The following is an 18,449-nucleotide window of genomic DNA, read 5'->3' on the forward strand; positions in this document are numbered from 1 at the left end:
CACCGTGTGAAATCACCGTGCGAGAAAGGAAGATGACCATGCCTTCGACCGTCGTCATCACCGGCGCCAGCGCCGGGATCGGGCGCGCCACCGCCCGACTGTACGGCCGGCGCGGCGCGAACGTCGTCCTGGTCGCGCGCGGCGAGGGCGGCCTGCAGGCGGCGGCGGACGAGGTCGCGGCCCTCGGCGGACGCCCCCTCGTCCAAGCGGCCGACATGGCGGACCAGACCCAGGTGGAGGCCGTCGCCGACGCCGCGGAGAAGGAGTTCGGCCCGCTCGACGTGTGGATCAACTGCGCCTTCGCGACCGTGTTCGCGCCGTTCGACGAGATCACCCCCGAGGAGTTCCGGCGGGTCACCGACGTCACCTACCTCGGCTTCGTCAACGGCACCCGCGCGGCCCTGAGGCGCATGCTGCCCCGCGAGCGGGGCACGATCGTGCAGGTCGGCTCGGCGCTCGGGGAGCGCTCGATCCCGCTGCAGTCCGCGTACTGCGGTGCCAAGCACGCCATCAACGGGTTCACCTCCTCCCTGCGCACCGAACTGCTGCACCGCGGCAGCCACGTCCGCGTCACCGTCGTCCAGCTGCCCGCGGTCAACACCCCCCAGTTCGACTGGGTCCGCTCCCGGCTCTCCCGGCACCCCATGCCGGTGCCGCCCATCTACCAGCCCGAGGTCGCCGCCCGAGGCGTGCTGTACGCGGCCGACCACCCGCGCCGCAAGCAGTACTACGTCGGCGCCGGCACCGTGGCCACCATCTGGGCCAACCGGCTCGCCCCGGCCCTGCTCGACCGCTACCTCGCCCGCACCGGCTACGACTCCCAGCAGACCGACCGCATCCCGCCCGCCGGCCTGGACAACCTCTTCGCACCCGCGGACCGGGACCCCGCCGAGGACCGGGGCGCCCACGGCGCCTTCGACGACAGCGCCCACCCCCGCTCCTGGCAGCAGACCCTCGCCCGGCACCCCGCCGCCACGGCCCTCGGCACCGGCGCCGCGGCACTGGGCGCCGTACGCGGGCTGCGCCGTCTGACCTCCCGAGCCGCCTAGGCTGACCGTGTGCGCCTCCTGCTCATGTCCGACACCCATCTGCCCAAGCGCGCCAAACGGCTCCCCGAGCCGCTGCTGGCCGAACTCCCGCGTGCGGACGTCGTGTTCCACGCCGGGGACTGGGTCGACACCGCCACCCTGGACCTGCTGGAGAGCCGCAGCCACCGGCTCGTCGGGGTCTACGGCAACAACGACGGCCCTGGGCTGCGGGCCCGGCTCCCCGAGGTGGCGTACGCCGAACTGGACGGCCTGCGCTTCGGCGTCGCCCACGAGACCGGCCCCGCCCAGGGCCGCGAGGCCCGCTGCGCCGCCCGCTTCCCCGACCTCGACGTCCTGGTCTTCGGCCACAGCCACATCCCCTGGGACACGACCGCCCCGACCGGCCTGCGCCTGCTCAACCCCGGCTCACCGACCGACCGGCGCCGCCAGCCCCACTGCACGTACATGACCGCCACCCTCGTCGACGGCACGCTCACCGACGTGACCCTGCACCGCCTGCCACAGCGTCACGGAGCGTCTGCGATCATCCCTGGGTGATCGACAGCTCCGGCATACCCGCCGTCGTACCGGCAGGCCGCATGGCCCGGCAGACGCAGCCCGTCCTGCCACTGACAACCGGCGGTCTCGAACTGCGGCCCTGGAGCGCCGACGACGCGGGCACGCTGCTCGCCGCCGGGCAGGACCCGGCCATCCGGCAGTGGAACCTGTTCACCGTCGGCGGCCTCGACGAGGCCCGGCAGCGGATCGCGCGCATGCACGAGCGGTGGCGGGCGGAGACCGGCGCCGTGTGGGCCGTGGCCCGACCCGGCGGCCCGGCAGTCGGGCTCATCGGGCTGAACGACGTCGACCTCGCGGGCGGGTCTGCCGAACTCGTCTACTGGCTCCTGCCCGAGGCCCGTGGTGGCGGGGTCGCCGTGGAGGCGGTGCGGCGGCTGGGCCGGTGGGCCCTGGACGACCTCGGCCTGCACCGGCTGCGGCTGTGCCACGCCACGGCCAACCCGGCGTCGTGCCGGGTGGCGGAGCGGGCCGGGTACGCGCTGGAGGGCACCCAGCGCAGCGCCCTGCTGCACGCCGACGGATGGCACGACCAGCATCTGCACGCGCGCGTCCAGGGTGACGTCTGAACCGCCGGATGCGCAGCCGTGGCTCGGCACGGCCCCGAGCCCCTCGGCGGTTGCCCCCTCACCCTCGCCGGCCGGTGAGCCCCCTTCGCCCGCGTCGCAGCAGTCTTGCCGCCGCCCATGCCAGCACGGCCACCGCGGCCACCGTCGCCGCTCGCTTGGCCACCGGCAGGCCGGCCGTGCGCAGGAGGTCGAGCGGCTCCGGCTCGTCCCACGGCTGCGGTTGCTCCTCGGTGGCCGGTGCCGGTGCCGGTGTCTGCTCGGACAGGCGGTCCGCCAGGCAGGACGCGAACTGGCCCACCAGGCGGTCGCCGACCTCCGCCAGCACACCCCGCCCGAACTGCGCGGGGCGGCCGGTCACGGTGAGGTCGGTCCGCACCGACACCGCCGTGCCGCCCTCGCGTTCGGTCAGGGTGCCGGTGACCGTCGCCCTGGCCGTACCCTGCCCCCGGGTCTCCCGGCCGCTCGCCGTGAGCACCATCCGGTGCGCCGACTCGTCCTGCTCCTCGAAGACCGCCGTGCCCCGGTAGGTCACGGTGACCGGGCCGACCCGGACCTTCACCGAGCCGGTCACGTTCCTGCCGTCGTAGTCCTCCACCACCGCGCCCGGCAGACAGGGCGCGACCCGTTCGATGTCGAGGAGTACGTGCCAGGCGTCGTCCACCGGGACGGGGACGGTGAACTCGTGGTGCAGTTCCATGACGGGCTCCTTCCGGAATCGTCAGGCGGCGGGCGGGTGGATGGCCCCGGCGGTCGTGGTCAGGGGCGCGCCGCTGCCGCCCCAGCGCAGCGCGACGATCTCGGCGGCGACGGACACGGCGACCTCCTCGGGCGTACGGGCCCCCAGGTCGAGCCCGAGCGGTGAGCGCAGCCTGGACAGCTCGGCCTGCGTCAGGCCGGCCTCCTCGAGGTGTTCGAGTCGTTCCTCGTGGGTCTTCCGGCTGCCCATCGCGCCGATGTAGGCGGCCGGGCGGCGCAGGGCCTCCTGCAGCAGCGGCACGTCGAACTTCGGGTCGTGGGTGAGGACGCAGATCACGGTGCGGTCGTCGGTGTCCGTGCCGGCGAGATAGCGGTGCGGCCAGTCGACCACGACCTCGACGGCCGCCGGGAACCGTTTGGGCGTGGCGAAGACCGGGCGGGCGTCGCACACGGTGACCCGGTAGCCGAGGAAGTCGCCGATCCGCGCCACGGCGGCCGCGTAGTCGATCGCGCCGAAGACCAGCATGCGCGGCGGCGGGGCGAACGACTGGAGGAACACGGTGACGGCGTCCTCGCGGCGCTCGCCGTGCGCCCCGTAGTGCCGCAGGGCCGAGGCGCCGAGCGCGAGTTCGCCGCGCGCGTCGGCGGTGACGGCGACGTCGAGGCCGCTCGTGCCGAGCGTGCCCGCGGCCCGGTCCGGCCAGACCACGAGCGTGGCGCCACGCGGCGCCGGTCCGTCCGCCACCGTGGCCACGGTCACCGGCTCGCCCCCGGCGACCGACGCGGCGACCGCGCCGAACGCCGGGTCCGACTCCGGGGTCACCGGCCGTACCAGCAGGGTGATCTCGCCGCCGCAGGTCAGCCCGACCGCGAACGCGTCCGCGTCGCTGTAGCCGAAGGTCGCCAGGCGCGCCTCGCCGCTCGCCACGACCTCCTGGGCGAGCTCGAACACCGCGCCCTCCACACAGCCCCCGGACACGCTCCCCACGACCTCGTCCTCCGGGCCCACCGCCATGGCGGCACCGGGGCCGCGCGGCGCGCTGCGGCTGACCGCGACGACCGTGGCCAGCCCGAACGGGGCCCCGGCCGCGTGCCAGTGCGCCAGCGCCGGCAGGATCTCACGCACCATCCGCTCCTCTCACCGGGGCCGCGGCGCACCGCGCACCGCGTACCACCGCCGCCAGCCGCTCCAGCGCCGCCAGGCTGTGCCCCGCGACGAAGGCGTCCACGCTGGGCAGCGCCGCCGCCATCCCCGCCGCCAGCGGCGCGTAACCGGGGCGGGCCTTGCGGGGGTTCGCCCAGACCACCTGGTGGGCCAGGGCGTGCAGCCGGCGCATCTGCTGCCCGAGCAGCTCCGGATCGCCGCGCTCCCAGCCGTCCGAGAGCAGCACGACGATCGCGCCGCGCGCCATCCCGCGCTGCCCCCAGCGGTTCAGGAACTCGCGCACCAGCTCGCCGAGCCGGGTGCCGCCGCGCCAGTCGGGCACGGCCGCCGCGACGGCCGCCATCGCCAGATCGGGGTCCCGGTGCGAGAGTTCGCGGGTCACCCGGGTCAGCCGGGTGCCGACGGTGAACACCTCCGTGCGGCCCGCGCGCACCGCCGCGTGCGCGAACCGCAGCAGCGCGTCGGCGTACGGCGCCATCGAGCCGCTCACGTCGACGAGCAGCACCACGCGGCGGGGCCGCTCCACGCGCGCGTGCCGCCGCAGCCGGGCCGGTTCCCCGCCCCGCCGCAGCAACTCCCGTACGGTGCGCCGCGGATCGACCTCGCCGCGCCGGGCGGGCCTGCGCCGCGCCGAGCGACGCGCCTGCCCCTCGAGGGCGAACGCGGCGAGCAGCCGCCGCAGTTGGTCCCGTTCGGCGGGGCCGAGCGCGGCGAAGTCGCGGTGCCGCAGCACCTCGGCCGAGCTGGCGAGCGCGGCGACCGGCGGTCCCGGCGGCTCCCCCTCGCCCGGCGTACGGGGCCCCGTGCGCGCGTCCCGGGCGACGAGCCGCAGCCGGGGCGGGGGAGCGGCGCGCACCGGCCGACGGGGCTGCTCGCCGGCGCCACCGAAGTACGCGGCGAACACCCGCTCGTACCGCTCCAGGTCGTCGTGCCCGCCGCACAGCGTCGCCCGCCCCGCCCAGTACACGTCCGCCCGCACCCCTGGCCGCAGGGCGGCCACGGCCCGCAGAAAGGCATGCAGCCGCTCGGTACTCGCCCCGACACCGGCCGCGCGCAACGCCCGCACAAAGCCGACCAGCACGGCGTCCGCACCGAGGCGTCCGGCGTCCGTGTCGAGGGGGCGGGGATCGCTTCTGAGGCGTTGGGCGTCCGTCCCGAGGTGGCCGGGTCCGGTTCGCGGATGTTCGGCGTCTGTCCCGAGGAGCTCGGCGTCCGGGCTGCGGTGTCCGGGGTCGGTCCTGGCATGTTCGGTATCCGTCCCGAGGGGCTCGCCGCTTGTTCCGAGGTGTTCGTCGCTCGCCGCGAGGCGTTCGGCGTCCGCTCCCGGGCGTTCGGCGTCTGCCGGGCGCTCGTCGCCGCTCGCCGGGAGCCGTGCGGTGTCCGGCCCGCGGGATTCCGGGCCCGTCCCCGGCCGCCCGGCCTGCGTCCCCGGCCGTTCGGCGTCGCTTTCGTGCCGTACGGCGTCCGCTCCCCGCGGACGGCCTGTCCCGTTGCCCGTCGTGCCCACGGTCGTCACCCGCCCCGGGCCGCGAGGACCGCCGCGAGATCGAGCCCCCGAGCCCGGTCCGTGTCCTCGCGGTACTTCAGCACCGAGCCCAGCGTCGCCACCGCCAGCTCCGCGTCCACCTCGCTCGCCCCCAGCGCGTCCAGGGCCTCGGCCCAGTCGAGGGTCTCGGCCACCCCGGGCGGTTTGAGGAGGTCGGCGCCCCGCAGGGCCTGCACCAGAGCCGTGACCTGCTCGGCCAGCCGTGCCGACACCCGAGGCAGCCGGCGGCGCACGATGGCGAGTTCGCGAGCGAAGGAGGGATGGTCGAACCAGTGGTACAGGCACCGGCGTTTCAGCGCATCGTGCACCTCGCGGGTGCGGTTCGAGGTCAGCACGGCGACCGGAGGGTGCTCGGCGCGCAGCGTGCCCAGCTCCGGGATGGTCACCGAGTACTCGGACAGCAGCTCCAGCAGGAACGCCTCGAACTCGTCGTCGGCCCGGTCGATCTCGTCCACCAGCAGCACCGACGGCTGGGTCTGGAGGGCCTGCAGCAGCGGCCGGGCGATGAGGAACCGGCGGTCGTACAGCTCGCTCTCCAGCCGGTCCGCGTCCGTGATCCCGGCCGCCTCGGCGGCCCGCAGGTGCAGCAGCTGTCGCGGGAAGTCCCAGTCGTACAGGGCCTGTGAGGCGTCGATGCCCTCGTGGCACTGCAGCCGGATCAGCGGCGCGCCGAGCGCCCCGGCCAGGGCGGAGGCGAGCGCGGTCTTGCCCACGCCCGCGTCGCCCTCGCAGAACAGCGGCCGGTGCAGTCTCAGGGCCAGGAAGCAGGTGACGGCCAGCCCTTCGTCGACGAGGTACCCCGTCTCCTCCAGGCGGGCCCGCACCTGCTCCGGGTCGTCCATCCGGGTGATCGGCACTCACCCCATTCCGGTCGCGGTCAGCACCGCCCGCCTGGTCAGCACCCGTGCCAGGTGCTGCCGGTACTCGGGCGATGCGGACAGATCCTGCGCCGGCCGGGTCCCCTCCGCGGCCGCCTCGGCGGCCCGGGCCACGGCCTCCGGGCCGTCGGCACCGGCCAGCGCCTCCTCGGCCGCGGTCGCCCTGAGCGGCGTCGCCCCCATGTTGGTCAGCCCGACGCGTGCCTCGGCGATCCGCCCGCCGTCGCGCCGTACCAGCGCGGCGACGCCGACGATGGCCCAGGACTGGGCGACCGGGTGGAACTTCTCGTAGTGGAAGTCCCAGCCGTCCGACCTCGGGACCCGCACCTCCAGCAGCAGTTCGTCGTCGGCGAGCGCCGACTGCAGGTAGTCCACGAAGAACTCGCGCGCGGCGATGGCACGGCGCCCGGCGGGACCGGCCACGACCAGTTCGGCGTCCAGGGCGAGGGCCACGGCGGGCAGGTCCCCGGCCGGGTCGGCGTGGGCGAGCGAGCCGCCGAGGGTGCCCCGGTGCCGGACGGCCGGGTCGGCCACCGTGGCCGTCGCCTCCGCCAGCAGCCCGGCGTGCCGGCGCACCAGCGGGTCGTGCACCACCTGGTGGTGCGTGGTCATCGCGCCGATGACGAGCGTGTCACCGTCCTCGCGGACCCCGCGCAGCTCGGGGATCCGGCCGACGTCCACGAGCAGTTCCGGGAAGGCCAGCCGCAGCCGCAGCAGCGGTACCAGGCTCTGCCCGCCGGCCAGCACCTTTGCCTCGTCGCCCGCGTCGGCGAGCGCGCGCACCGCCTCGTCGACGCTGTCCGGACGGGTGTACTCGAACGCGGGGGGAATCATGCCCAACCCTCCTCACCCGGCCGGCCGTACTGACCCAGCTCGCCCGACCGGGCCGCCTGGCCGGACTGCCCGGACTGGGCCGGACCCGTCCCGCCGGTCCCGCCGGCCGTGCCGGACCGCGCCTCCTGGATCGCCTGCCACACCCGGTGCGGCGAACACGGCATCCGCACGTCCCGCACCCCGAGCGGCCTGAGCGCGTCCACGACGGCGTTGACCACGGCGGGTGTCGACGCGATCGTCCCCGCCTCGCCCACGCCCTTGACGCCGAGGGCGTTCGAGACCGCCGGTGTCTCCGTCCGGTCGGTGACGAAGTCGGGCAGATCGGCCGCCGACGGCACGAGGTAGTCGGCCAGGGTGCCGGAGAGGAGGTTGCCGTCGTCGTCGTACACGGCCTCCTCGTACAGCGCCTGCGCGATGCCCTGCGCGAGCCCGCCGTGCACCTGGCCCTCGACGATCATCGGGTTGACGACCCGGCCGACGTCGTCGACGCAGACGTACGACCTGATGCGCGTCCGCCCGGTCTCCGTGTCCACCTCGACCGAGCACAGGTGGGTGCCGTGCGGGTAGGAGAAGTTCTCCGGGTCCACGACGTGCTCGGCGTTGATCGTGGGCTCGACGCCGTCGGGCAGGTCGTGGTTGGTGAACGTCTCGAAGGCGATCTCCTGGATGGTCCTACGGGCTTCCGGCGAGCCCTTCACGGAGAAGGCCCCGTCGCTGAACTCCAGGTCCTGCTCGCTGGCCTCCAGCAGATGGGCGGCGATCTTCCGCGCCTTCTCGACGACCGTCTTCGCGGCCCGGTGCACGGCCTCGCCGCCGACGGCCAGCGACCGCGAGCCGTAGGTGTCCATGCCCTGCGGGGCCGCCCTGGTGTCGCCGTGCACCACCTCGACGTCCTCGAAGGGCACGCCGAGCACGTCGGCCGCGATCTGGCTCCAGCAGGTCTCGTGGCCCTGCCCGTGCGGGCTGGTGCCGGTGACGACCTCGACCTTGCCGGTGGGCAGCATGCGGATGCTCGCCGCCTCCCAGCCACCGGCACCGTACCTGAGGTCGCGCAGCACCCGGCTCGGCGCGAGCCCGCACATCTCGGTGTACGTCGACACGCCGATGCCGAGCCGTACCGGGTCGCCGCGCTCGTTGCGCCTGTGCTGTTCCGCGCGCAGGTCGTCGTAGCCGAACAGGGCGAGCGCCTTGTCGGTGGCCGCCTCGTAGTTGCCGCTGTCGTAGGTCAGTCCGGCGATCGAGGTGTACGGGAACTCCTCGTGCCGGATCCAGTTCCGGCGCCGCAACTCCACCGGATCCAGGCCGAGTTCGGCGGCCAGCTCGTCCATGATCCGCTCGATGGCGAAGGTCGCCTCGGGGCGCCCGGCGCCGCGGTAGGCGTCGGTGGGCGTGCGGGTGGTGAACACGCCGGTGCAGGTGAACTCGTAGGCGTCCATCTTGTAGATCCCCGGGTACATGAAGGCGCCGAGGATCGGGATGCCGGGGGTGACGAGCATCAGGTAGGCGCCCATGTCGGCGAGCAGGTCGACCTTCAGGCCGAGCAGTCCGCCCTCGCGGGTGGCGGCGATCTCGACGTCCTGGATCATGCCGCGCCCGTGGTGGGTGGCGAGCGCACCCTCGGAGCGGGACTCGGTCCACTTCACCGGCCGGCCGAGCCTGCGGGCGATCGCGAGCGCGAGGGCCTCCTCGCCGTACACCTGGAGTTTGGAGCCGAAGCCGCCGCCGACGTCCGGGGCGATCACCCGCAGCTTGTGTTCGGGGATGCCGGTGACCGTGGACAGCATGATCCGCAGGATGTGCGGGATCTGGGTCGCCGAATAGACGGTGTACTCGCCGGAGGCGGCGATCGGGGTGACGACGACCGCGCGCGGTTCCATGGCGTTGGGGATCAGCCGCTGCTGGTGGTAGCGGCGCTTGAGCGTCACCTCGGCGCGGTCCCGCACCGCCGCGAAGCTGTCGCCGGTGGCCAGCGGCCAGGTGTAGCAGCGGTTGGTGCCCTTGTCGGTGTGGACCAGCGGGGAGCCCTCCGCCAGCGCGGCCTCCAGGTCGAGGACCGGGGGCAGCGGGTCGTAGTCGACCTCGATCGCCTCCAGGGCGTCGGCGGCCGCGTACCGGTCGCGGGCCACCACGACCGCCACCGGGTCGCCCGCGTAGCGGACCTCGTCGACGGCGACCGGCGGGTGGCCGGGCAGCACGATGTCCTCGGTCACCGGCCAGGCGCAGGGCAGCGAGCCCAGCCCCTCGGCGAGGTCGGCGCCGCTGAACGCCGCGACGACATTGGGGTAGTCGAGGGCGGGGGAGACGTCGACGCGGGTGACGCGGGCGTGGGCCATCGGGCTGCGCAGGATCGCCATGTGCAGCAGTCCGGCCACCTGGATGTTGTCGGTCCAGTTGGTCTGGCCGGTGATCAGCCGGGCGTCCTCCTTGCGCAGCCGGCGGCGCCCGACCTCGCGTTCGACGGCCTGGTCGGTCATGCCGTGACCTCCTCGGCAGCCTGATGAGCCGGTGGCCCGGACGCGGCGAGCACCGCGCGGACGATGTTCTGGTAACCGGTGCAGCGGCAGAGGTTGCCCTCCAGGGCCTGCCGGACCTCGTCCGCCTCGGGGCGGGGGTTCTCGCGCAGCAGGTCGCGCGCCGCCATGATCATGCCCGGGGTGCAGTAGCCGCACTGGAGACCGTGCTGTTCGTGGAAGGCGCGCTGCAGCGCCGTCCACTCGCCGTCCTTCGCCAGCCCCTGGACCGTCGTCACCGCGCAGCCGTCCGCCTGGACGGCGAGCACCGAGCAGCTCTTCACGCTGGTTCCGTCCAGGTCGACCGTGCAGGCGCCGCAGTTGGAGGTGTCGCAGCCGATCGGGGTGCCGGTGAGGCCGAGACGGTCGCGCAGGTAGTGGGCCAGGAGGAGACGGGGTTCCACTTCGTCCTCGTACGTCGTGCCGTCCACGTTCACCGAGATGTGGGTCATGGGCCCTCCAGACCGTGCGAGAGGGTTTTCAGCCAGGGATTTTCAGCCGCCGGACGTGATGTACGTCACCCTACGACCGCACCCTGGTCACGGCGAGTGCTGCGACGGGCATTCGTTGAGCGTTAATCCATTACTGCCGGGGCGGCGGTCGGCCGCAGGGGCCGGCTGTGGACGGTCGGGGGCGCGGTCCGGCCACCGGCGGCCGGGTAAGCGGTCCGGGCGCGGGGCGGTGGCGGTGTGGGGCGGATCGTCAAGGTGTGGGGGCTCGGGGGTCCCCGGCCCCGGCGCGGACCGGTGCTCGCTGCACCTCGCGCTCAAGCCGGACCTCGATGGAAGGAGGTGATCCAGGCGACCGGAAGGAGTACCTGCTCAACGTGACACGGCGGTTGGGGGGAGTGATCAACCGGGCTGACTGATAGTCAACTTACTGGAGAGTCAGAAGTATTGACGCCGTCCGGGCCTCACCGGACTGTGGTGGACATGCCGAATATCCGGGTGCGTCTGCTGGTTGTTCTGGTCGTCCTCTGCGGATTCCTGACGGTGGCGGGCCGCCCGCCCGCCACCGCCGCCACCCCCGCCCTCCCCGCCGACTCCCTCTGGTTCGACGGCGCCCCGCTCACCGTGCAGGGCGGCCGCTTCACCGACGGCCAGGGGCGCGAGATCGTCCTGCGCGGCTACAACGTCTCCGGCGAGACCAAGCTGGAGGAGAACGGCGGGCTGCCCTTCGCCTCGGTGGCCGACGCCGGGAAGTCCGCGACCGCGCTGCGTGCCCTCGGCGGCGCGAACACCGTACGGTTCCTGCTCTCCTGGGCCCACGCCGAACCCGTGCGCGGGCAGGTGGACACCGGCTACCTGGCCGCGGTCACCGAGCAGATGCGTGCCTTCCTGGACGCGGGCATCCGCGTCTTCCCCGACTTCCACCAGGACCTGTACTCCCGCCACCTGTTCAACGGCGGAAGCTGGTACGCGGGCGACGGTGCACCCAAGTGGGCGGTGCAGGCCGGGAGTTACCCGGCCGAGTCCTGCGGCATCTGCCTCTTCTGGGGCCAGAACATCACCCAGAACGCCGCCGTGCAGCAGGCTCAGTACGACTTCTGGCACAACGCCTACGGCCTCCAGGACGCCTTCCTCGCCACCGGGCAGACCACCATGGCCTACCTCCGGCAGCACCTGAACGCCGCCGAGTTCGCGGGCGTCGCGGGATTCGACCCGTACAACGAGCCCTACGCGGGCCGTTACGACTCCGGGCAGACCTCCCGCACCTGGGAGAAGGGCCTGCTGTGGCCCTTCTACGAGAGGTTCCGCGCCCGCATGGACGCCGCCGGCTGGCAGGACAAGCCCGCCTTCGTGGAGCCCAACCTCTTCTGGAACGCCAACATCTCCACCCAGAAGCAAGAGGGCGGCCTGCTGGACACGGGCACACTCGGCCCGGGTTATGTCTTCAACACCCACTTCTACGATCAGAAGGCCATCTCCGGCATCCTCATGTGGGGCACGGCGGCCGACGGCCAGTACGCCCACGACTTCGCCGCCGTCCGCGACCGCGCCGCGGCCGCCGGGACCGCGGCCGTGGTCGGCGAGTTCGGCCACCCGCTGTCCGGGACGGTCTCCGACAAGGCGCCGACCGTCCTGAAGGCCATGTACCAGGCCCTCGACTCCCGTCTCCCGGGCGCGAGTTGGTGGACGAACCCGGCCGCCTCCGGCCCGGTGCTCTCCGGCACCCAGTGGCAGTGGGACCTCTACAACGGCCGGCACCACGAGCTGATGAACGGCAACCGCGACAAGGTGCTCACCTCCGGCGACGCCTGGAACGACGAGGACCTCTCCGCCGTACGCCTGGACGACTCCGGGAACGTCGCCCTGCGCCAGGACGCCCGCCTGCTGGACCGTCTCTACCCGAGCGCCACGGCCGGCACGGCCCTCGCGTTCACCTACGAGGACCGTTCCCGCGACGGCTCCACCACCCTCACCTGGAACCCGGTGCCGTCCGCGCTGCCCGACGTGGCGAAGCTGGTGGGCTCCGGCCAGTACGGGCTGCTGGTGTGGCGCTCCGGTGACGGCGGCGCACCCACCGAACTGCATCTGCCGACGTCCTTCCCCACCGCGTCCACCACCGTCGTCTCCGACCTGGGCACGGCGTACGCGCCGCCCGCCTACACCGGCGCCGCCACCCCGGTCGCCGTCGCCCCCGAGCCGGGCGGCACCGGCAGCCGCCGTCTGCTGCTCAGCGACACGGACTCCGGCGTCCTGCACTACGCGCTGGTGACCAACGGTGCCACGGCGCCCTCGGCGGACCTGCTGGGCGCGGCGAAGTCCGAGCTGGCGGCGTGGGCGGCGGTGCACTTCTGAGCTGCCGGGCAGGAGCCGTACGGCCCCCGGGAGGAGTGGGGTCACCCCGGAGGCCGTACGGCGCTCAACTCCCGGCCGGACCCGTCCAGTCGGCCTGGACGTGTCCCAGCCGGACGCGTTGCGGATGGTCGCCGACCGGCACGGACAGCACCTTCTGGCCGGTGGCGAAGTCGATGGCCGTGACCTGGTCGGCGCCGGCCTCGGAGATGACGCAGTCCTTGCCGTCGCCGCTCACGGTCGCCCAGTAGGGCGTGGAGGCGGTGATCAGCGGGCCGACGTCGAACGAGGCCCGGTCGACCACGGTGGCGTAGTTGTCCATCGTCCCGGCGACGCACAGCTTGGTGCCCTCGGGGTTCATCGAGATGCCGTGGTGGCGCGAGTCCAGCAGCCAGGTGGTGCGGTCCGGGTTGGTCGCCGGGTTCTCCGGCAGCGTCTTCACCCGGGTGATCCTGTCGGCGGCGACGTCGTACTCCAGGAAGCCGTTGAAGAACGACACCTGGAAGTACAGCTTGGACCAGTCGGGGGTGAAGGCGGCGGGCCGGACGGCGTCGGAGAAGTCCTTCAGGCCGATCGCGTCCAGCCGTTGCCGCATGTCGATCGTCCTGACCTGCTTGAACGTGGTCGCGTCGACGACGGTGATGTGCCGGTCGCCCTTGGTCCAGTCCCAGCCGGGGGCGTCGAGGGAGGTGGTCACCTCGCCGATGGACATGTTCCAGATGTACTTGCCGCCGTTCGTGAAGAAGTTCTCGTGCGGCTTGTCGCCGGTGCCGAACTCGCCCAGTTCCCTGCCGGTGTCGATGTCGAGGACCTGCACCTTGTTCGCGGTGGACGCCGAGACGGCGACGCGGGTGCCGTCGGGTGAGACCGCCATGTGGTCGGCGCGGTAACCGGCCACCGGGAAGCGCCAGTTGATCCTGTCGGTGGCCAGGTCGATGGAGACGACGTCGGCGAAGCTGGGCCGGGAGACGACCACGGACCTTCCGTCGGGCGTGGAGTACATGTCGTCCGCGTACTGGTCGTGTCCCTCGCCGACCTCGTTGCGGATGGACGTGTAGTAGATCCACTTGACCGGGTCGGCGTTGATCTCGGCCAGTCGCTCCGCCTTGTCGGGGACGACGTTGATCCGGCCGATCTTCGCGAAGTCGCCGGAGGACTTGATGACATCGGCGGTGCCGTCCCAGTTGTTGCCGACGAACAGCACCTCGCGCAGACCGTCGGGGGTGCCGCTCGCGGCGGAGGCGGCGGTCGCCGGGCCGGCGGCGGTCAGGACGAGGGCGGCGGCCACGGAGCACAGGTGCCTGGTTCTGGAGGCAGGCATGACTGCTCTCTTTCCTCGGGGGGAGTGTGCGGGGAATCTGAACACGGACGCATTCACAGTGAACTTACTGAAAAGTAAGGAACGAACGGCCTTCGCGACAAGATGTGTGCACGACAAGATTGGATGACCGGTGGGCGGACGGAGGGGGAAAGGTGACGGGCAGGCTCAGGGCGCCGACGGGCCGCTATGGCGGCAGATCCGCCGAGGAACGGCAGGCCGAGCGACGCCGGCGTTTCCTGGACGCCGCCCTGGAGCTGTTCGGCGGCGCACCCGGCTACCGGGGCGCGACGGTCGCCGCGCTGAGCCAGGCCGCCGGCCTGTCGACCCGTCAGTTCTACGAGGAGTTCCGCACCCTGGAGGACGTCCTGGCCGCGCTGCACCTCCAGGTCAACGACTGGGCCGAGCAGGCCGTGCTGGACGCCCTCGCCACGGCGGTCGGGCTGCCGCTGGCCGAGCGCGCCGGCGTGCTCTTCCGGGCCTACGCCCGCGACGTCACCTCCGACCCGCGCCGCATCCGCATCACCTTCGTGGAGATCGTCGGCGTCAGCCCCCGCCTGGAGGAGCAGCGGCTGGCCCGCCGGGCCCGCTGGATCGACCTCATCCGCGCGGAGGCGGACGCGGCCGTGGCGGGCGGGGAGGCGGCGCCCCGCGACTACCGCCTCGCCGCTACGGCCTTCGTCGGCAGCGTCAACGGCCTCCTGCACGACTGGAGCGCCGGCTGGGTGGACGCCACGCTGGACGAGGTGGTGGACGAGCTGGTCCGGCTGCTGCTCGGCATCCTGCGCCCGGAGGGCTGGCGGCCCCGGCCCGCGTGACACGGGCGCTGCCCGGCCCGTCGGCCCAGGTCGGCACGGATCCGATCGGTTCGGCGCGCGCTATCGGCCGGGAACTGGTCTGCTGGTGCGGGGGGGCGAAGCCGTGCCCGGATGGCAGGACACACCGCCGGACCCAGGAGAGTGTGATGAGTACCTATCGAGTCGCGCAGGTGACGAGTGCGGGCGGCCCGTTCCAACTGGCCGAACGGGAGGTGCCCGAGCCGGGGCCCGGCCAGGTGCGGATCGCCGTCGAGGCGTGCGGCATCTGCCACAGCGACACCATGTTCGTGAACGCCGCCGTGCCGGGCCTGACGTTCCCGGTCGTCGCCGGGCACGAGATCGCCGGCCGCGTCGAGGCGCTCGGCGCGGGCACGCAGGACTGGGGCTACCAGGCCGGCGACCGGGTCGCGGTCGGCTGGTTCGGCGGCTCTTGCGGCCACTGCCCGTCCTGCCGGCGGGGCGACTTCATCGTGTGCGCCAACCTGAAGGTCCCCGGCTGGGCCTACGACGGAGGCTTCGCGGAGAAGGTGATCGCGCCCGTCGACGCCCTGGCCCGGATCCCGGAGGCGCTGGCGGCGAGCGACGCCGGGCCCATGGCCTGCGCCGGTGTGACCACGTACAACGGGCTGCGGCGCAGCTCCGCCCGGCCCGGGGACCTGGTCGCGGTGCTCGGCCTGGGCGGCCTCGGGCACCTCGGGGTGCAGTACGCGGCGGCGATGGGCTTCGAGACCGTGGCGATCGCCCGGGGCGCCGAGAAGGCCGACTTCGCCAAGCGGCTGGGCGCCCACCACTACGTCGACAGCACCTCCGGCACCCCGGTCGCCGAGGCCCTGCAGTCCCTCGGCGGCGCGAGTGTCGTACTGGCCACCGCCGGGAGCTCCGAGGCCATCACGGCCACCGTGGACGGCCTCGCACCGCGCGGTGAGCTCGTGGCCATCGGTGCGGACCCCGAGGCGATGGGCATCAGCCCACTCCAGCTGATCATGGGCGCCCGGATCGTGCGCGGCCACCCGTCCGGCACCTCGCAGGACGTGCAGGACACCATGGAGTTCAGCGCCCTGCACGGCATCCGCCCCACGACCGAGACCGTGCCGCTGGACGACGTGGGCGCGGCCTACCAGAAGATGCTCTCCGGCAAGGCGCGCTTCCGGATGGTCCTCACCAACGCCTGATCCCTGCGGGCCGGCTCCGGCCGGCTTGTCAGCCGCCCAGCCGGTCAAGCGCCGCGAGCACCGGCGCGGCGCCGTCCTCGTCGCGGATGCGGGCACCCAGGCAGCGCGCCCGCTCCCGGTACCCCGGCTCCCGGGTGGCCCGCACCAGGGCCGAGGCCAGCGCGTCCACGGTGAGACGGCGCAGCGGTACGACGCCCGGGGCGACCCCCAGCGCGACCAGCCGGGCGGACCAGAACCCCGCGTCGAACTGGACCGGCACCGGCACGGCCGGCACCCCGGCGCGCAGCCCCGCCGCGGTCGTCCCCGCGCCCGCGTGGTGGACCACCGCGGCCATCCGCGGGAACAGCAGCGCGTGCGGTACCTCGTCGATGGTCAGCATGTCGTCCCCGGCGGCCGCGAGTCCGCCCCAGCCGCGCTGGATCACCCCGCGCAGCCCGGCCCGCCGCAGCGCCGCGACCACCTGGGCGCTGAGCCGGGCCGCGTCCGGCACGGTGGCGCTGCCCAGCCCGACAAAGACCGGCGCCGGGCCCGCGTCGAGGAACTTCCCTACTTCGTCGGGGAGTTGTTCCTCCGTGGCGTACGGCCACCAGTAGCCGCTCACGGTGAGGCCGGCCCGCCAGTCCCGGGGCCTGGGCACCACCAGGGGGCTGAAGCCGTGGTGCACCGGCCACTGCCGCCGCTCGCGGGCCCGCCGCGCCGTGCCGGTGCGCACCGGGGGCAGCCCGAGCCGGGCGCGCACCCCGGGAACGGTGGCCGCGAAGACGTGCTCCACGGCCACGCTCACACCGTGTCCGGCGAGCCGGTTGGCCGCAGCGCCCCAGCGGCCGCCCCCGAGCACGGGAGGCGCGAACTCGCCCGTGGCGTCGAGGGGTTGGAGATAGACGCCCATGCTCGGCACCCGCAGCCCCTCGGCGATCGCGTGCCCGAGCGGAGCCAGCGAGGCGGACAGCAGCAGTACCTCGGCGTCCCGGGCCGCCGTCAGCAGGTCCTCGGTCATCCGCCCCACCAGCCGCCGCGCCAGGTCCACCACCCGCAGCAGCTTCCCGGCACCACTGGAACTGCGATGCAGGCCCCGGCCGCGCGGGGACTCCAGCTCCGCCCGGGGATCGACCGGCAACGCGTGGAACCGAACGCCGGAGCCCGCTACCAGCGGCTCGAAGCAGGCGTGGGTGACGAGGGTGACCTCGTGTCCGGCCCGGGCGAGCCGGTGCCCCAGTCCGGTGTAGGGGGCCACATCGCCCCGGGACCCCGCCGTCATGATCGCAACACGCACGACGGCCAGTATGGCGGGACAACGCCGGCTCGAGCTCCAACGCCCGGCATTTTCGGGCGACTTCACCCCCCTGCGGGATCCGTTGACTTCGCCCCCGGGCGGCTCTACGGTCGGCCCGCCGGTGTCCGATAAACCGATCCTCATTCGAAATATCGACCAATGGCAACCAGAAGTGGACGGTGAACGCCGACGGCACGATCACCGACCTCCACGCCGGCCTGTGCCTGGACGCGTACGACGCCGGCACCGGCAACGGCACGTCGCTGGTGCTGTGGAGCTGCAACGGCGGCGACAACCAGAAGTGGTCCCGGACCTGATCCGTGGCGGCCCTACGTGGCGGCGGACACCACCAGCAGGCCCGCCGCCGCGAGCACCGCACACCCCAGCAGCGCACATGTCAGCAGGCGCTGCCGCAGCGCCCGGTAGCGTCTCTCGTACGTCTGCCGCAGTTCCTCGGCGCGGGCGGCGGTGCGCTGCCACGACCGGCGGGACAGTGTCAGGTACTCCGCCTCGAACTCCCGCTCCAGCTCTTCCCGTTGGGCATCGGTCAGCCAGCCCAGCCGGGACGCGGTACGCTCCGCCGCCGTACGGCCCTCCTGCCGTGCGGCGGCGAGCAGCAGATGACCCTCGATATCCCGGACGAGGGCCCGCTCCTCCTGCGCCGTCATCGCGCGCTCAACTCCCGTTGCACATCCGGTATTTCCGGGTGGTGCAGGTCGAAGGCGGGGGACTCGCTGCGGATGCGGGGCAGGGTGAGGAAGTTGTGCCGGGGCGGCGGGCAGGAGGTCGCCCACTCCAGCGAACGGCCGTAGCCCCAGGGGTCGTCCACGCCGACCGGCTTGCCGTACTTCGCCGTCTTCCAGACGTTGTAGAAGAACGGGAGCACGGAGGAGCCGAGCAGGAACGAGAAGATCGTCGAGACCGTGTTGAGCGTGGTGAGCCCCTCGGCCGCGAGATAGTCCGGAATCCGGCGCTGCATTCCGTTCGTGCCCAGCCAGTGCTGGACCAGGAAGGTGCCGTGGAAGCCGATGAACAGCGTCCAGAAGGTGATCTTGCCGAGGCGTTCGTCCAGCATCTTGCCGGTGAACTTCGGCCACCAGAAGTGGAAGCCGGAGAACATGGCGAAGACGACCGTGCCGAAGATGACGTAGTGGAAGTGGGCCACCACGAAATAGGAGTCGGAGGTGGCGAAGTCGATCGGCGGCGAGGCGAGCATGACACCGGTCAGACCGCCGAAGACGAACGTGACGAGGAATCCCATCACCCAC

At 73.3% G+C, this 18,449-nt stretch carries 17 protein-coding genes and 1 pseudogene; 7 read left to right on the forward strand and 11 right to left on the reverse strand.

Annotated features, from left to right (window positions below; translation table 11 throughout):
* Window positions 1-38: 38 nt before the first annotated feature.
* From LMU33_RS30205 to LMU33_RS30215, 3 genes are read left to right on the forward strand one after another with little or no spacing between them, the layout of a single operon-like run.
* On the forward strand, window positions 39-1,049 hold the full coding sequence (locus LMU33_RS30205; RefSeq protein WP_228623805.1) for an SDR family oxidoreductase: 1,011 nt from the start codon (window positions 39-41) through the stop codon (window positions 1,047-1,049).
* A gap of 9 nt (window positions 1,050-1,058) precedes the next feature.
* Complete coding sequence (locus LMU33_RS30210; protein WP_228623807.1) at window positions 1,059-1,586, forward strand: metallophosphoesterase family protein; 528 nt, start codon at window positions 1,059-1,061, stop codon at window positions 1,584-1,586.
* Window positions 1,583-2,173 (forward strand): GNAT family N-acetyltransferase, encoded by a 591-nt coding sequence (locus tag LMU33_RS30215; protein WP_228623809.1) that lies wholly within the window; start codon window positions 1,583-1,585, stop codon window positions 2,171-2,173. The genes LMU33_RS30210 and LMU33_RS30215 overlap by 4 nt, the downstream gene beginning before the upstream one ends.
* A 58-nt stretch (window positions 2,174-2,231) precedes the next feature.
* Here LMU33_RS30215 and LMU33_RS30220 read toward each other — a convergent pair whose 3' ends face one another.
* From LMU33_RS30220 to LMU33_RS30250, 7 genes are all read right to left on the reverse strand, one after another.
* Window positions 2,232-2,870, reverse strand: a complete 639-nt coding sequence (locus LMU33_RS30220; protein WP_228623811.1) for an SRPBCC family protein — start codon at window positions 2,868-2,870, stop codon at window positions 2,232-2,234.
* 21 nt (window positions 2,871-2,891) lie between these two features.
* On the reverse strand, window positions 2,892-3,995 hold the full coding sequence (locus tag LMU33_RS30225) for an XdhC family protein (RefSeq protein ID WP_228623841.1): 1,104 nt from the start codon (window positions 3,993-3,995) through the stop codon (window positions 2,892-2,894).
* The gene (locus LMU33_RS30230) at window positions 3,988-5,115 is read right to left on the reverse strand and encodes a vWA domain-containing protein (protein ID WP_228623843.1); all 1,128 of its coding nucleotides are present in this window, start codon (window positions 5,113-5,115) and stop codon (window positions 3,988-3,990) included. The genes LMU33_RS30225 and LMU33_RS30230 overlap by 8 nt, the downstream gene beginning before the upstream one ends.
* A 431-nt stretch (window positions 5,116-5,546) precedes the next feature.
* On the reverse strand, window positions 5,547-6,422 hold the full coding sequence (locus LMU33_RS30235) for an AAA family ATPase (RefSeq protein WP_228623845.1): 876 nt from the start codon (window positions 6,420-6,422) through the stop codon (window positions 5,547-5,549).
* A 15-nt stretch (window positions 6,423-6,437) separates the two neighbouring features.
* A complete protein-coding gene (locus LMU33_RS30240) occupies window positions 6,438-7,292 on the reverse strand; it encodes an FAD binding domain-containing protein (RefSeq protein ID WP_228623813.1) in 855 nt (284 codons plus the stop codon).
* On the reverse strand, window positions 7,289-9,766 hold the full coding sequence (locus LMU33_RS30245; protein WP_228623815.1) for a xanthine dehydrogenase family protein molybdopterin-binding subunit: 2,478 nt from the start codon (window positions 9,764-9,766) through the stop codon (window positions 7,289-7,291). The genes LMU33_RS30240 and LMU33_RS30245 overlap by 4 nt, the downstream gene beginning before the upstream one ends.
* A complete protein-coding gene (locus LMU33_RS30250; RefSeq protein ID WP_228623816.1) occupies window positions 9,763-10,254 on the reverse strand; it encodes a (2Fe-2S)-binding protein in 492 nt (163 codons plus the stop codon). The genes LMU33_RS30245 and LMU33_RS30250 overlap by 4 nt, the downstream gene beginning before the upstream one ends.
* Window positions 10,255-10,734: 480 nt before the next feature.
* On the opposite strand from LMU33_RS30250, the gene LMU33_RS30255 reads away from it, so the two are divergent.
* Window positions 10,735-12,603, forward strand: coding sequence for a cellulase family glycosylhydrolase (locus LMU33_RS30255; protein ID WP_228623817.1), 1,869 nt, complete (start codon window positions 10,735-10,737; stop codon window positions 12,601-12,603).
* A 64-nt stretch (window positions 12,604-12,667) separates the two neighbouring features.
* On the opposite strand, the gene LMU33_RS30260 is transcribed toward LMU33_RS30255, so the two are convergent.
* Window positions 12,668-13,921: a YncE family protein gene (locus LMU33_RS30260; protein WP_228623818.1), complete on the reverse strand. Its 1,254-nt coding sequence runs from the start codon at window positions 13,919-13,921 to the stop codon at window positions 12,668-12,670.
* Window positions 13,922-14,073: 152 nt separating this feature from the next.
* Between LMU33_RS30260 and LMU33_RS30265 the strand changes: the two genes are divergently transcribed.
* Both LMU33_RS30265 and LMU33_RS30270 read left to right on the forward strand, forming a co-directional pair.
* Window positions 14,074-14,736 (forward strand): TetR/AcrR family transcriptional regulator, encoded by a 663-nt coding sequence (locus LMU33_RS30265; RefSeq protein ID WP_228623820.1) that lies wholly within the window; start codon window positions 14,074-14,076, stop codon window positions 14,734-14,736.
* Between the two features lie 146 nt (window positions 14,737-14,882).
* Window positions 14,883-15,908: an alcohol dehydrogenase catalytic domain-containing protein gene (locus LMU33_RS30270; RefSeq protein WP_228623821.1), complete on the forward strand. Its 1,026-nt coding sequence runs from the start codon at window positions 14,883-14,885 to the stop codon at window positions 15,906-15,908.
* Window positions 15,909-15,936: 28 nt separating this feature from the next.
* Here LMU33_RS30270 and LMU33_RS30275 read toward each other — a convergent pair whose 3' ends face one another.
* The gene (locus tag LMU33_RS30275; protein WP_228623846.1) at window positions 15,937-17,166 is read right to left on the reverse strand and encodes a glycosyltransferase; all 1,230 of its coding nucleotides are present in this window, start codon (window positions 17,164-17,166) and stop codon (window positions 15,937-15,939) included.
* A gap of 176 nt (window positions 17,167-17,342) precedes the next feature.
* On the opposite strand from LMU33_RS30275, the pseudogene LMU33_RS30280 reads away from it, so the two are divergent.
* Window positions 17,343-17,498 (forward strand): annotated as a pseudogene (locus tag LMU33_RS30280) (ricin-type beta-trefoil lectin domain protein); the annotation flags it as partial.
* Between the two features lie 12 nt (window positions 17,499-17,510).
* On the opposite strand, the gene LMU33_RS30285 reads toward LMU33_RS30280, so the two are convergent.
* The gene (locus tag LMU33_RS30285; RefSeq protein ID WP_228623823.1) at window positions 17,511-17,849 is read right to left on the reverse strand and encodes a hypothetical protein; all 339 of its coding nucleotides are present in this window, start codon (window positions 17,847-17,849) and stop codon (window positions 17,511-17,513) included.
* The coding region (locus LMU33_RS30290) for a cytochrome c oxidase subunit I (RefSeq protein ID WP_228623825.1) at window positions 17,846-18,449 on the reverse strand (604 nt) is incomplete at its 5' end. The genes LMU33_RS30285 and LMU33_RS30290, both read right to left, overlap by 4 nt.

This window comes from Streptomyces barringtoniae (assembly GCF_020819595.1).
Lineage (GTDB): Bacteria > Actinomycetota > Actinomycetes > Streptomycetales > Streptomycetaceae > Streptomyces > Streptomyces barringtoniae.